Source organism: Streptomyces mobaraensis NBRC 13819 = DSM 40847, assembly GCF_017916255.1.
GTDB lineage: Bacteria > Actinomycetota > Actinomycetes > Streptomycetales > Streptomycetaceae > Streptomyces > Streptomyces mobaraensis.
Window position 1 is genome coordinate 3,457,654 of sequence record NZ_CP072827.1, and the last position, 13,472, is coordinate 3,471,125.

At 70.9% G+C, this 13,472-nt stretch carries 13 protein-coding genes; 5 read left to right on the forward strand and 8 right to left on the reverse strand.

The window, feature by feature from the left end:
• Nucleotides 1-16: 16 nt before the first annotated feature.
• From ccsB to hemL, 7 genes are all read right to left on the reverse strand, one after another.
• Nucleotides 17-1,171 carry a c-type cytochrome biogenesis protein CcsB gene (gene ccsB, locus J7W19_RS14595; protein ID WP_004943634.1) on the reverse strand — a complete coding sequence of 385 codons (1,155 nt, stop codon included), beginning with the start codon at nucleotides 1,169-1,171 and terminating at the stop codon, nucleotides 17-19.
• On the reverse strand, nucleotides 1,168-3,126 hold the full coding sequence (gene resB, locus J7W19_RS14600) for a cytochrome c biogenesis protein ResB (RefSeq protein WP_004943632.1): 1,959 nt from the start codon (nucleotides 3,124-3,126) through the stop codon (nucleotides 1,168-1,170). Before resB ends, ccsB begins: the two co-directional genes overlap by 4 nt.
• 3 nt (nucleotides 3,127-3,129) lie before the next feature.
• On the reverse strand, nucleotides 3,130-3,909 hold the full coding sequence (locus tag J7W19_RS14605) for a cytochrome c biogenesis CcdA family protein (RefSeq protein WP_004943626.1): 780 nt from the start codon (nucleotides 3,907-3,909) through the stop codon (nucleotides 3,130-3,132).
• 4 nt (nucleotides 3,910-3,913) lie between these two features.
• Nucleotides 3,914-4,546 carry a TlpA family protein disulfide reductase gene (locus J7W19_RS14610; protein ID WP_004943623.1) on the reverse strand — a complete coding sequence of 211 codons (633 nt, stop codon included), beginning with the start codon at nucleotides 4,544-4,546 and terminating at the stop codon, nucleotides 3,914-3,916.
• A 67-nt stretch (nucleotides 4,547-4,613) separates the two neighbouring features.
• Nucleotides 4,614-5,813 carry a polysaccharide deacetylase family protein gene (locus tag J7W19_RS14615; RefSeq protein WP_040889435.1) on the reverse strand — a complete coding sequence of 400 codons (1,200 nt, stop codon included), beginning with the start codon at nucleotides 5,811-5,813 and terminating at the stop codon, nucleotides 4,614-4,616.
• Between the two features lie 115 nt (nucleotides 5,814-5,928).
• A complete protein-coding gene (locus tag J7W19_RS14620) occupies nucleotides 5,929-6,576 on the reverse strand; it encodes a histidine phosphatase family protein (RefSeq protein ID WP_051072570.1) in 648 nt (215 codons plus the stop codon).
• Nucleotides 6,577-6,611: 35 nt separating this feature from the next.
• Complete coding sequence (hemL, locus tag J7W19_RS14625; RefSeq protein ID WP_040889416.1) at nucleotides 6,612-7,928, reverse strand: glutamate-1-semialdehyde 2,1-aminomutase; 1,317 nt, start codon at nucleotides 7,926-7,928, stop codon at nucleotides 6,612-6,614.
• Between the two features lie 304 nt (nucleotides 7,929-8,232).
• Here hemL and J7W19_RS14630 point away from each other — a divergent pair, with 304 nt between their 5' ends.
• The 4 genes from J7W19_RS14630 to J7W19_RS14645 all read left to right on the forward strand — a co-directional run bounded on the left by J7W19_RS14630 (nucleotide 8,233) and on the right by J7W19_RS14645 (nucleotide 11,115).
• Nucleotides 8,233-8,889 (forward strand): hypothetical protein, encoded by a 657-nt coding sequence (locus tag J7W19_RS14630; RefSeq protein WP_078587967.1) that lies wholly within the window; start codon nucleotides 8,233-8,235, stop codon nucleotides 8,887-8,889.
• 187 nt (nucleotides 8,890-9,076) lie between these two features.
• Complete coding sequence (locus tag J7W19_RS14635; protein WP_004943605.1) at nucleotides 9,077-9,847, forward strand: SDR family oxidoreductase; 771 nt, start codon at nucleotides 9,077-9,079, stop codon at nucleotides 9,845-9,847.
• A 3-nt stretch (nucleotides 9,848-9,850) separates the two neighbouring features.
• Nucleotides 9,851-10,231, forward strand: coding sequence for a VOC family protein (locus tag J7W19_RS14640; protein ID WP_004943602.1), 381 nt, complete (start codon nucleotides 9,851-9,853; stop codon nucleotides 10,229-10,231).
• A 98-nt stretch (nucleotides 10,232-10,329) separates the two neighbouring features.
• Nucleotides 10,330-11,115, forward strand: a complete 786-nt coding sequence (locus J7W19_RS14645; protein WP_004943600.1) for a hypothetical protein — start codon at nucleotides 10,330-10,332, stop codon at nucleotides 11,113-11,115.
• A 6-nt stretch (nucleotides 11,116-11,121) separates the two neighbouring features.
• On the opposite strand, the gene J7W19_RS14650 is transcribed toward J7W19_RS14645, so the two are convergent.
• Nucleotides 11,122-12,315, reverse strand: a complete 1,194-nt coding sequence (locus J7W19_RS14650) for an RtcB family protein (RefSeq protein ID WP_004943597.1) — start codon at nucleotides 12,313-12,315, stop codon at nucleotides 11,122-11,124.
• Between the two features lie 195 nt (nucleotides 12,316-12,510).
• Here J7W19_RS14650 and J7W19_RS14655 point away from each other — a divergent pair, with 195 nt between their 5' ends.
• Nucleotides 12,511-13,416, forward strand: coding sequence for a hypothetical protein (locus tag J7W19_RS14655; RefSeq protein WP_040889412.1), 906 nt, complete (start codon nucleotides 12,511-12,513; stop codon nucleotides 13,414-13,416).
• The last annotated feature ends 56 nt before the right edge of the window (nucleotides 13,417-13,472 follow it).

Below are 13,472 nucleotides of genomic sequence, written 5' to 3' on the forward strand. Positions count from 1 at the left end.
GCGCGGCGGGTGCCGGTCAGACGCCCGAGTAGGAGTGCTTGCCGCCGAAGAGGAAGTTCACCCCGTAGTAGTTGAAGATGTAGCAGGCGAACGCGGCCAGGCCCAGGTAGGCGGCCTTGCGGCCCTTCCAGCCGGCGGTGGCGCGGGCGTGCAGGTAGGACGCGTAGGCGACCCAGGTGATGAAGGACCAGACCTCCTTGGGGTCCCAGCCCCAGTAGCGGCCCCAGGCGGCCTCGGCCCAGATCGCGCCCGCGATGATCGTGAAGGTCCACAGCGGGAAGACGGTCGCGTTGATCCGGTAGCCGAACTTGTCGAGCGTCGCCGCGGACGGCATCCGGCTCAGCATGTTGTCCCAGGCCATGTGGAGCCGGACGCCCAGGCGGATGCCCAGGCCGGCGTCCTTCGACAGGCCCTTGAGCTTCTTCTCCAGGACGCCCGGACCCGTCTTGCCGGCCGCCAGCCGGACCTCGTAGCCGTCGCGGAAGCGGTAGAAGAGGGTCGAGACGGCGCCGACGTACAGCGAGGCGCCGGAGACGATCGCGCAGGAGACGTGGATCCACAGCCAGTACGAGTGCAGCGCGGGCACCAGCTGGTCGCTGGAGGTGTAGAGCACGCTGATGGCCAGACCCAGGTCGAGCAGGATCGTGGTGACCAGCGGCAGGCCCAGCCAGCGGATGTTCTTCTTGGCGACGAGCAGCCCCAGGTAGACCGCGACGGCGACCATGCCGAAGGTCGTGGAGAACTCGTACATGTTGCCCCACGGCGCCCGCCGCACCGACAGGGCGCGGGTGAGCACCCCGCCCGCGTGCAGCGCGAACGCCAGCACCGTCAGCGAGACCGCGATGCGGCCGTACAGGTCGCCCTTCTCGCTGGTGCCGGCCGCGCCCGGGCCGTCGGGGACGTCGTCGCGGGTGCCGGGGGCCGATCGGGTGACGACCTTGGGCCGCTCCAGCACCGCCGTGCCGCCCGCCTTGCGGACGGTGACCGCGACGGCGGCCGGGCGGGGCTCCGCCGTGATCGCGGCGGCGGTCCGGCCGACGGCGCTGCGGCTGCCGAAGACCCACTCGGTGATGTGGGCGAGGAAGGCGAGGGTGTAGACGGCCATCGCCGAATAGATCAGCACATTGCTGGTGTGGGCCATGTTCTCGTTGGCCGCGGCAGCGATGTTCACGCGCGCGCTCCTTCGGAGGAATCCGTGGGTTCAGCGGATCGGGTGGGTTCTTCGGCGGTCGCGTCGGCGTTCGCTCCGGCGGGCTTGTCCACGGCCCGTTCCTCGGCTGTCTCCACGGCCTTCTCTTCTTCGCTCTTTGCGGAACTCTTGCCGGAGCTCTCGTCCGAGCCCTCGCCGGACGAGTCCTCGCCGGACGGACTCTCACCGGACGAGCTCTCACCGGACGAGCTCTCACCGGAGGGGGTCGTCCCGTCGGGCTCCTCCTCCGCCACCGGCGGCGCCGCGCTCTGCAGCGCGACCGCCAGCTCGTACAGCTCCTCCGGCACCTTGGCCGACTCACTGCGGCCGAGACCGGCCAGCTCCACGACAGTACGCCCGTCCGCCCCGCGCACGGCACGCACCCACACCCGGCGGCGCTGGATGAACAGCGATCCGGCGACGCCGATCAGCGCCGCGACGGCCCCGGCCAGCGCCGGCATGTCACCGGGCTTGTGCGAGATCTGGAAGGTCGCCCAGGTGCTGATGCCGTCGAACTTCAGCGAGCCCGCGCCGTCGGGCAGCGTCATGGTCTCGCCGGGCTTCAGCGCCCGCGCGAAGGGCCGGTCCCCCTCCATGAACTGCTTCATCCGCTTGGTCTCGAGCTTGTAGACGCTCTGCGGCAGGCCGGAGTCGATCCCCAGGTCGCCCTTGTACGCGGTGAGGATCAGCACCGGGTTGTCCAGCGCCGGGAAGACCGACGCCATCCGCCCGGTGCGCAGGTCGAGCGTGGGGACGAAGTTGCCCGTGAACCCGAGCTGGCTCTTCTTGCCGTTCTTGTCCCAGTAGTCGGGGACCTTGATGACGGTGGTCTCGGTGATGTTGTTGTCCAGCGGCAGCGAGGCCACCGCGCCGTGGTAGACCACGGTGCCCTGGCCGTCGCGGATGGTGACCTTCGGCGCGTAGCCGTGGCCCTGGAGGTACACCTTCGAACCGCCGACCTCCAGCGGTTCGTTCACCTTGATCGTGGTGTCGCGCGGTGTGCCGTCCGCGCCCTCCCAGTAGCTGATGTGCGCCCGGTAGTCGCGCGGCGTGCCCTTCTGCGGGCCGGTGCGCTCGTACGTCCCGGTGAAGCCCTTGAGCTGGAAGCCGAACGGGGGCAGGTCGTCGGTGCTGAACAGCGAGCCCGACTTGAAGTCGTCGTACTGCGTGAGCGTGTTCGAGAACTTGTCGCCCTCGACGACGAGCTTGCCGCCCTCGTACTTCCAGAGCTGTGCGGACGCGAACGCCACCAGCATCACGATCAGCGAGACGTGGAAGAGGAGGTTGCCCGCCTCGCGCAGGTAGCCCTTCTCGGAGGCGACCGAGTCGTCCGCCGCGACCGTGCGGAAGCGCTTGCGGCGCAGCGCCCGCCGGGCCGCCGCGAGGACCTCGTCCGGATCGGCGTCGGTGCGCCAGGTGGCGTAGGCGGGCAGCCGGTCGAGGCGGCGCGGCGCCTTCGGCGGCCGGCCGCGGAGCTGGCCGACGAACTGCCAGGTGCGCGGGACGATGCAGCCGATCAGCGAGACGAACAGCAGGATGTAGATCGCGGAGAACCACACCGAGCTGTAGACGTGGAAGAGCTGAAGCTTCTCGTAGATCGGCGTCAGCGTCTTGTGCGCTTCCTTCCACGTGTCGGCCTTGACCGAGTCGACGCTGGTCTGCGGGATCAGCGAGCCGGGGATGGTCGCGAGGGAGAGCAGGAGCAGCAGGATCAGCGCGACCCGCATCGAGGTCAGCTGCCGCCAGAACCAGCGCAGCCAGCCGATGACCTCCCGCCCGGTCCAGGCGAGCGCGCCCAGCGCGCCCGGGCGCCGGACGCCGCCGAACGAACCCGGGACCGCCTGGCCACGGTCCTCGGCCGGGGCCGTGGACAGCCGGGCGCCCGCGGCGTCGTCCTCCTGCGCCTCGGTGGTGGGCGTGCTATCGGTCTTGGCCATGGTTCAGATCCCGGGTTGGTACTTGTTCGACCACGTCTGCAGGTCCTGGATGAGGTAGTCCCACGCTCCCGTCACCAGCAGGAGGCCGACCAGGACGAGCATGCCGCCGCCGATCCGCATCACCCATGCGTAGTGCTTCTTGACCCAGCCGAAGGCGCCGAGCGCCCGGCGGAAGGCGAGGGCGGTGAGTATGAACGGCAGGCCGAGCCCGACGCAGTAGGCGAGGGTCAGCAGAGTGCCCCGGCCCGGACTGGCCTCCTTGAACGACAGGGCCTGGACGGCGGCCAGCGTGGGTCCGATGCACGGGGTCCAGCCGACGCCGAAGCCGATGCCCAGCAGCGGCGCCCCGAGCAGTCCCATCGTGGGTTTCACGTGGAACCTGAACTCGCGCTGACCGAATCGGTTCAGCAGGCCCGTGAAGAGGAGCCCGAGGACGATCATGACGGCGCCGAGCACCGTGGAGATCGTCCCCTCGTACCGCTTGAGGGTGGTGCCGAAGTAGCCGAAGGCCGCGCCCATCGAGACGAGGACGGCGCTGAAGCCCAGGACGAACAGGGAGGAGCCGGCCAGCATCCGGCCCCGGCGGGTCTCCGCGAGGTCCGCGCCGCCGACCCCCGTCACATAGGAGAGGTAGCCCGGCACCAGCGGCAGCACGCACGGCGAGAAGAACGACACCAGCCCGCCGAGCACCGCCACGGGCAGCGCCAGCAGCAGCGCTCCGGAGAGGACGGTGTGGTTCAGGCCGTCGCCGGAGGCGGCGAGGACGAGCGACGCGGCGTTCACGGCGTCACTTCTCCGCGACCAGCTGGTCGAGGGTCTCGGTCAGCTCGTCCTCGGTCAGCGGCTTGAGCGCCCGGCCGGCGATCTTCCCGTTCCGGTCGATGAAGACGGTGGAAGGGATGGCCTGCGGGTTGAGGTTGCCCTTGGGGAAGCGCAGGATCAGCTGCCCGCCCGAGTCATGGATGCTCGGGTAGGGGACGTCGAAGGACTTCTCGAAGGCGACGGAGTTCGCCTTGTCGGGGTCGCGGACGTTGAGGCCCACGAACTCGACGCCCTTGCTCTTGAAGTCCCGGGCGGCCTTCACCAGGTTCTTCGCCTCGGCCCGGCAGGGAGAGCACCACGAGCCCCAGACGTTAAAGACAATGATCTTGCCCTTGAACTTCTCGGTGGCGTTGAGCTGCTCGCCCTGCAGGGTCGTGCCGGACAGCTCCGGCGCGTCCTTCCGGGCGTCGCGGTCCTTGACGATGTCGACCCCGCCGGTGCCCTGCACGAACTGCGTCTCACCGCCGCCACCGGAGGTCCCTCCGGACCCGCAGGCGCTCAGCGTCAGCGCCACGAGGACGGCGCCGACGGCCGGCACGGCGGTACGACGGCGGAACGGGCGGAACCGGGTGCGTCGATCGGCGCGGCAGGCACTCATGTGAAAAGTTTCGCATGGCGATTTACGGGATCTTCCGCGCCCCCCTTGCCCCACCCGACCCTGGTGCTCAGCGGCCCGGAGTCCACTTCTCCCCGGTACGCAGCCGGCGCAGCCCTTCCAGCACTGCCGGGTCCTGGGCGTCCAGCCAGTCGCACAGCTGCCGGAAGGAGACCGGGCGGACGTCCTTGTGCCGTTCGTCGGCGATGCGTTTGAGCGCCTCCTCCACGGCGTCCATGTAGATCCCGCCGTTCCAGCGCTCGAAGTGGTTGCCGATGAAGAACGGCGCCCGGTTGGTCTCGTACGCGCGCCGGAACCCCGCGAGGTACGCCTCCGTGGCCTGCCGGCGCCAGCCCGGGTAGTGGGCGGGCGGGGCCTTGGTGGAGTTCCGGGACTGGTTGGCGAGCAGGTTGTAGTCCATGGAAAGCAGCTCGAAAGAGTGACCCGGAAAGGGGATCAACTGCAACGGAAAGTCCCAAATCCCCTGCCGCTTCACCGGCCACACCTGGCGTCCGCCCGGCGAGCTCGCGTCGTACCGCCAGCCCAGCCTCGCCGCCGCGGGCAGCAGGTTCCCCCGGCCCAGCAGGCAGGGCGTCCGGCCGCCGACCAGCTCGCGGCGGTAGTCGAAGGGCAGCGGCTCGACGTCGGTGAAGCCGGTGTTCGTCCGCCACGACATGACGAACGAGACCGCCTGCTTGATCTCCGACTCCCACTGCTCCGGGGTCCAGCGGGCCACCGAGCCGGGCCCCGAGCAGAAGTGCCCGTTGAAGTGCGTGCCGATCTCGTGGCCCTCCAGCCACGCCGCGCGCACGTTCCGCAGGGTCTCCTTGATGTGCTCGTCGGCGAGGTAGCCGATGGCCGAGGCGCCCACCGGGTTGTTCGGCGGCCGGTAGAGCGACTTGCGGGACTCCGGCAGACAGTAGAGGCCGGTGAGGAAGAAGGTCATCCGCACGCCGTGGTCCCGGGCGAGCCCGCGGAAGCGCGGGAAGAGGCCGTCGCCGACCTCGCCGGCGCCGTCCCAGGAGAAGACGACGAACTGCGGCGGGCGCTGGCCCGGCTCCAGCCGCTCCGGAGGGGGCAGCCGGCCCGGCTGCCGGCCGGTGTCCGCCGTCGAACCGTCGCCGATCGGCCGCACATGGGCCAGCCCCCGGGCGGGGGCCACCACCGGGTCCGCGGCCCGGTCCGGGGCGGACGAGCAGCCCCCGGCGGCCGACGCGACGGCCGCGCCCGCGACCGCGCCCAGGAATCCTCGTCGGCCGATGTCCGGCACGCGCGGCCTCCGCTCGTCGTCGACGCGCCCCACCCTCCTGCCGTCCATATAAGACGACGAAGAGGGGGACGGCGCGCCGACGTACGGCGGTCGCGTTACCCCCGGAGCCGCGCGGTCAGGCCCCGAACGCCTTGGGCCCGCCCTTGACCGGCTTGGCGCCCGCCCGCAGATGGGCCGGGACCAGGTCGCGGGCCGGCTCGCTGTAGCCCACCGAAACGATTTTGTCGCCGCGGTAGGTGAACGTCGTCAGGCTGGCCAGCGTGCACTGCCGCTTCCGCGGGTCGTGCCACAGCCGGCGCCGCTCCACGAAGCTGCGCACGATCCAGATCGGCAGCTGGTGGCTGACGCACACCGCCTCGTGCCCGCGGGCCGCGTCCCGCGCCGCGTTCAGCGCGCCCATCATCCGCACCACCTGCTCCACGTAGGGCTCGCCCCACGACGGCCGGAACGGGTTGGTCAGGTGCTTCCAGTTGGCCGGCTTGCGCAGCGCGCCGTCGCCGACGCCGAAGGTCTTGCCCTCGAAGACGTTCTCCGCCTCGATCAGCCGCGCGTCCGTCGCCAGGTCCAGACCGTGCGCCTTGGCGATCGGCGCCGCCGTCTCCTGCGCCCGCTCCAGCGGCGAGGCCACCACGTGCGTGACGTCCCGCCCGGACAGGTGCTCGGCCACCCGGTCCGCCATCTCCCGGCCCAGGTCCGACAGGTGGTAGCCCGGTCTGCGGCCGTACAGCACGCCCTCCGGGTTGTGCACCTCGCCGTGCCGCATCAGGTGCACGACGGTGATGTCGTTGCCCTCGCCACTCACTTCTGCTCCTCCGTCGCCTCGGCCGCCGCCCGCGCCGCCGCGGGCAGGGCCGCCGCGATCCGCTCGATCGCCGCGCTGTCGTGGGCCGTCGACACGAACCAGGACTCGAACGCCGACGGCGGCAGGTAGACGCCCTGCGCCAGCATCGAGTGGAAGAAGGCGGTGTACCGGAACGACTGCTGCCGCTTGGCCAGCTCGTAGTCCGTGACCTCCCGGTCCGTGAAGAAGACCGAGAACATGTTGCCCGCCGTCTGCAGCCGGTGCGCCACGCCCTCCTTCGTCAGCGCCGCCGTCACCAGCCCGCTGATCTCCGCGGAGACCGCGTCCACCCGCTCGTACGCGGCGTCGTCCAGCAGCCGCAGCTGCGCCAGGCCCGCCGCCGTCGCCACCGGGTTCCCGGACAGGGTGCCCGCCTGGTAGACCGGGCCCGCCGGGGCCAGGTGCGCCATCACATCGGCCCGGCCGCCGAACGCCGCCGCCGGGAAACCGCCGCCCATGACCTTGCCGAAGGTCATCAGGTCCGGCTTGACGCCGTCCACGCCGTACCAGCCGGCCTTCGAGACCCGGAAGCCGGTCATGACCTCGTCGGAGATGAACAGGGCGCCGTTCTTGGCACACGCCTGCTTCAGACCCTCGTTGAAGCCCGGCCGCGGCGGCACCACGCCCATGTTGCCCGGCGACGCCTCGGTGATCACACAGGCGATCTCGCCGGGGTACGCGTGGAACGCCTCGTGCACGACCTCCAGGTCGTTGTACGGCAGGACGATCGTGTCGCCCGCCTGGGCACCGGTGACACCGGGCGTGTCCGGCAGCCCGAACGTCGCCACCCCCGAGCCGGCCGCGGCCAGCAGCGCGTCCACGTGGCCGTGGTAGCAGCCCGCGAACTTGATCACCTTCGCCCGGCCGGTGAACCCGCGCGCCAGCCGGATCGCCGACATCGTCGCCTCGGTCCCGGACGAGACCAGGCGCACCTGCTCCACCGGCTCCACCCGCGCCACGATCTCCTCGGCGAGGGCCACCTCGCCCTCGCCGGGCGTGCCGAACGACGTGCCGCGGGCCACTGCGGCCTGCACCGACGCGATCACCTCGGTGTGCGCGTGGCCGAGAATCATCGGCCCCCACGAGCAGACCAGATCCACGTACTCCCGGCCGTCCGCGTCGGTGAGGTACGGACCGGTCGCGGACACCATGAACCGGGGCGTACCGCCCACGGCGCGGAACGCCCGCACCGGAGAGTTCACGCCACCGGGCGTCACGACCGCCGCGCGCTCGAAGAGCGTCTGGGACACTGGGGCTTCATATGAATAAGGCACTCTGTTCCTGCCTGCGACAGACGTAGGGAGGGACGGCGACGGCCGCCGCACGCCCCGGCTTGTGGACCCTGCTCGGGTTCGCTCGGGTTCGCTGGTTTTTCTCCTGCTTCCGACCGGGTGTCAGCCCCCGCGCATCTGGGACACTGGGGCCGAAGAGGGGTAGCTCACGCTAGCCATGGTCTCAGAGCCCCGTGGGCACGTGTGTCCGGGCGTTTCACACGCTCTCGACGGGGGAGGTGTCTGAGACGATGATCGGGTTGCGCGGCGGGGGCTGTGCTGCGTAAAAAAGCGATCGGGTGGAGATATGCATCGCGGTGGCGGACTGGGTGAGGGCACCGACGACCTGGGGCCCGAGCGAGCCCGGCCGCCCCGCAGGGGCCGGCACCGGCGGGACGACCACCTCAGGGCCGGCGGCCCGGACGGCGTCGGGGGACCCGGCGGGGCGGGCAGGGCCGACGGAGCCGGCAGGCCCGACGACAACGACAGGGTCGACGGGGGACACAGCGCGATCAGGAGTGGCCGAGTGGGGGTGACCTACAAGTACTTCGGCGCGCCCAACGGGGCCACCGCGGCACGCGTGCCCATTTCCATGCGCCCCGAAGAGCTCGGCGGTGACGAGCTGGGCATGGGCGGCATGTTCACCAGGATCAAGCCGGAGACCGTCGCCGCCATGGTGCTCACCGGCATCCAGGGCATACCCCTGCACAAGGTGCCCCCGCTGGAACTGGTCGTGCTCCACCCCGACTACGCGGTCGTCAAGCTGCCCATGACGGTCGTCGACCCGCTGCGCGGCATCGGCGAGGAATCCGTCGGCGCCGCCGCCTTCATCTGGTCCACCGTCCCCGACCGGGGCGGCCCCCGCGACGCCTTCACGGTCTACCGGCTGCTCCACGAGTGGCAGGACTTCAGCCACCGGCTGCACGAGGCCGGCCACCAGCCGTACTGCCTGGTCTGGCCCTGACGGCCCGGGGCCCGGCGGCTCGGGCTCCCGCTCGGGCTCCCTGAAGACCCGACGGCCCGACGGCTCAGCTCCCTGGCGCCCCGAAGGCCCGGCGACCCGAAGGCCCCCGCACCCCACCCGAACACCCGTCATATCCTCGGCACCAGCCACGCCCGTCCGTGCCGCCACCGCCGCCCGAGGAGGCCCCATGACCACCCCCACCGCCGTGATCACCGGAGCGAGCAGCGGGATCGGCGCCGCCACCGCCCGCGCCCTGGCCGCCGCCGGCTACCGCGTCGTCCTCACCGCCCGCCGCAAGGACCGCATCGACGCCCTCGCCGCCGAGCTGACCGAGGCCGGCCACCAGGCCGTCGCCTACGAACTCGACGTCACCGACCGCGACGCCGTCACCGTCTTCTCCGTCTTCCTCGACGACTACGCCCCGGTCGAGGTCCTGGTCAACAACGCCGGCGGCGCCATCGGCACCGAGACCGTCGCCACCGCCGACCCCGCCGACTGGCGCGCCATGTACGAGGTCAACGTCCTCGGCACGCTCCAGACCACCCAGGCCCTGCTGCCCCTGTGGAAGGACTCCCCCGGCACCGTCGTCATCGTCTCCTCCACCGCCGGCCTCGCCACCTACGAGGGCGGCGGCGGCTACGTCGCCGCCAAGCACGGTGCCCACGTCATCGCCGAGACCCTGCGCCTGGAGCTCAACGGGCTGCCCGTCCGCGTCATCGAGATCGCCCCCGGCATGGTCCGCACCGAGGAGTTCGCCCTCAACCGCTTCCGCGGCGACGAGGGCAGGGCCGACGCCGTCTACACCGGCGTCAGCGAACCGTTGACAGCCGAGGACGTGGCGGAGACGATCACCTGGGCGGTCACCCGGCCGCACCACGTGAACGTCGACCTGCTCGTGCTGCGCCCCCGCGCCCAGGCGTCCAACTACAAGGTGCACCGCGAGCCCCAGGAGAACTGACCCATGCGCGTCACCGGCTTCGACCACCTCGTCCTCAACGTCACCGACGTCGAGCGCTCCCTGGCCTTCTACACCGGCCCACTGGGTCTGGAGCCGGTCCGCGTGGACGAGTGGCGCGCCGGGAAGGTCCCCTTCCCCTCGGTCCGCGTCTCCGCCGGCACCATCATCGACCTGTTCCCGCGCGACCGCGGCGAGACCAACGTCGACCACTTCTGCCTGGTCGTCGAGCCCCTCGACTGGCAGCAGGTCATCGACGCCGGCACCTTCGACGTCGTCAGCGGCCCCTCGAACAACTTCGGCGCCCGCGGCCAGGCGGAGTCCCTCTACGTCCGCGACCCGGACGGCAACACGATCGAACTCCGCTGGTACCCGCAGGACGCGTGACGGGCGGGGGCGCGCCGGAATAGCGGTGCGCCCACCCGTTCGGGTGACCGAAATACGTTCACCCTCGCGGGCGTGGTCACACGTTCGACGATCGAGGCATGACCTTCATGGACCTCGAAGATCCGCGGTACGCCTACATGTTCGGCTTCCTGCAAGCCGACGGACACCTGCACGCGGGCCCCGGACGCAAAGGCCGCCTCAGCGTCGAGATCAGCCACCGGGACATCGACATCCTGCACGCCTTCCAGGAGCTCTGCCCGTACCGCAGCACGATCAGGGAGCGCACCAGGAACACGAACTTCGCAGAGAACCACAGGACCGCCATCTGGACCCTGTGCGCGGAGGAGGCCAGAGCTCGGCTTAACGAGGCGGGCCTTCCATACGGGAAGAAGTCGCGCACCATCGCCCCGCCCAGGGTGCCCCTCTCTCAGCGCGACTACCTGCGCGGGCTCATCGACGCCGACGGCGCGGTCGGCTTCACCGGCGAGGGGCTGCCGTTCGTCAGCCTGGTCACGGCGAGCACCGCCGTGGCGACGTTCTTGTGCCGGCACACCAAGCTCCAACTCGGCCTCCACAAGCTGACCAGCCGCAACTCCCGCGACCAGGTCTACAACGTGATGTACATGCGCGAAGCAGGAGCGGCTGTGGCCGAGCACCTGTACTACCCGGGCTGCTTGGCTCTGCGCAGGAAATCCGTTGCCGCGGCCGAAGTGGCGGCTTGGAAACGCCCGTCCCACATGGCACCGCCTCGGCAGCGGCGGACCTGGGCACCCTGGGAGGACCAGATCCTTCTGACAGCTCCAACCATCAGCGAAGCCGCCGAACAGCTCGGCCGGTCGGAGAAATCCTGCCAGCTCCGCCGCTGGCGCCTGCGGTGCCAGTGAACGACGTCAGCCCTTGACGCAGACGATCTGCTTCAGCTTGGCGACCACCTCGACGAGGTCCCGCTGCTGGTCCATGACCTGCTCGATCGGCTTGTAGGCCGCCGGGATCTCGTCCACCACACCGCGGTCCTTGCGGCACTCCACACCCTGGGTCTGCTCCGCCAGGTCCCGCTCGGTGAACCGCTTCTTCGCCTGGTTGCGGCTCATCCGGCGGCCGGCGCCGTGCGAGGCCGAGTTGAAGGACGCGGCGTTGCCCAGACCACGCACGATGTACGAGCCCGTGCCCATCGAGCCGGGGATGATGCCGTACTCGCCGCCGCCCGCGCGAATCGCGCCCTTGCGGGTGACGAGCAGGTCCATGCCCTCGTAGGTCTCCTCCGCCACGTAGTTGTGGTGGCAGGAGATCACGGGCTCGAAGGTCACCTTCGCCTTCCGGAACTCCCGGCGGATCACGTCCAGCGACAGCGCCATCATGATCTCGCGGTTCAGGCGCGCGTACTCCTGCGCCCAGAACAGGTCGTTCCGGTAGGCCGCCATCTGGGGGGTGTCCGCCACGAAGACGGCCAGGTCACGGTCGACCAGCCCCTGGTTGTGCGGCAGCTTCCGAGCCTGCTCGATGTGGTACTCGGCCAGCTCCTTGCCGATGTTCCGCGATCCGGAGTGCAACATCACCCACACCGAATTGTCCGAATCGAGACAAAATTCCCAAAAGTGATTTCCGCCGCCGAGCGATCCCATCTGCTTCAACGCCCGATCCCGACGGAATTTGACCGCCTCCGCGATCCCGTCGAACCGCCGCCAGAAGTCGTCCCACGGCGCCGTCGGGAAGCCGTGCAGGCGGCTCGGGTCCACCGCCTCGTCGTGCATCGCGAAGCCCACCGGGATCGCGCGCTCGATGCGGGAGCGGAGGTGGGAGAGGTCGCCGGGGAGGTCGTTCGCCGTGAGGGAGGTCTTCACGGCGGACATCCCGCAGCCGATGTCCACGCCCACGGCGGCCGGGCAGACCGCGCCGCGCATGGCGATCACCGAGCCGACGGTCGCGCCCTTGCCGTAGTGCACGTCCGGCATCACGGCCAGGCCCTCGATCCACGGGAGGGTGGCCACGTTCCGCAGCTGCTGCATGGCGCCGTCCTCGACCGACGCCGGATCCGCCCACATGCGGATCGGCACCCGGGCGCCGGGCAGCTCGGTGTACGGCATGATTTCCTCATTCCCCCATAAACGGTAGATAACGCAAAAGCCGGATGAATCCGTGGATTCACGACAGCGGACCAGCGGTGCGGCGGCGCGTGCGGTAGACATTGTGTCCAGCGGCCCCCCAGCCGCGACAACCGGTTTTCGGCCCCCGAACGGGCCGGGAGCACGTGGACGAGCGGGCGAAGGGAGCCACGGACAGTGCAGCGAAAGGCGCACCGGCTGGTAGCTGCACCGGTGGCCGGGCTGGCCGCCGCCGTGCTCGCGGCGGGGCTGGCCGGGTGCAGCGGCGGCTCGGGAGGGTCGGGCGGGGACGACGACCCCAAGCCCGGCCTGGGCGAGTCCGCGGCGCCCGCGGCCGAGCCGGGCAAGTACCACAGCCTCCCCGAGCCGTGCGGCTACGTCAGCCGCGAGACGCTCCGCCGGATGCTCCCCGGCGGCGGCGAGGACGGCGACCCGGACGCCGAGAAGCTCTACCGCGGGCAGCCCACCATCACGTACGACGCGGACCGCCGCGTCGGCTGCCGGTGGAACCAGGAGACCCCGGACGGCACCCGCCGGCTGTCGGTCGACTTCGAGCGGGTGGTGTCCTACCAGGCCGGGGTGAGCGACGAGGAGCGGGCGCGGCAGCTGTACGACAAGCTGGCCGACGCGGCGCACATCCCCGAGGCGTCGTCGGGGTCCTCGCCGTCCTCCCCGGCGAAGGCGCCCTCGCCGCCGCCGTCCGGCAAGGACAAGGGCACCCCGAAGGATTCCAAGGGAGCCAAGGACGCCAAGTCCAAGGGCGCGAAGAACGACCCGAAGGCCACCGACGCCTCTTCCCGCCCCGCCGCCACGGCCACCCCGCCGGCCCGCGACGAGCCGGAGCTGGGCTCCCGGCCGCTGGACGACGTCGGCGACGACGCGTTCGTCAGCGACCGGCTGACGTCCGGCGGCGCCGATGTGCACCGGGACGTGACGCTGGTCTTCCGCGCCGCGAACATCCTGGTGACGATCGTCTACCACCAGCAGCCCACCGACCGTACGCACGTCCCGGGCAGCCAGGACCTCCAGGGCAAGGCGCACGGCCTGGCCCGCGAGATCGAGGCCGGGCACTTCAGCAACTGACCCGGCGAGTACCACTCCCTTTTCGGCCGCCGCCGCGGCCGGGCCGCGTACCGTGC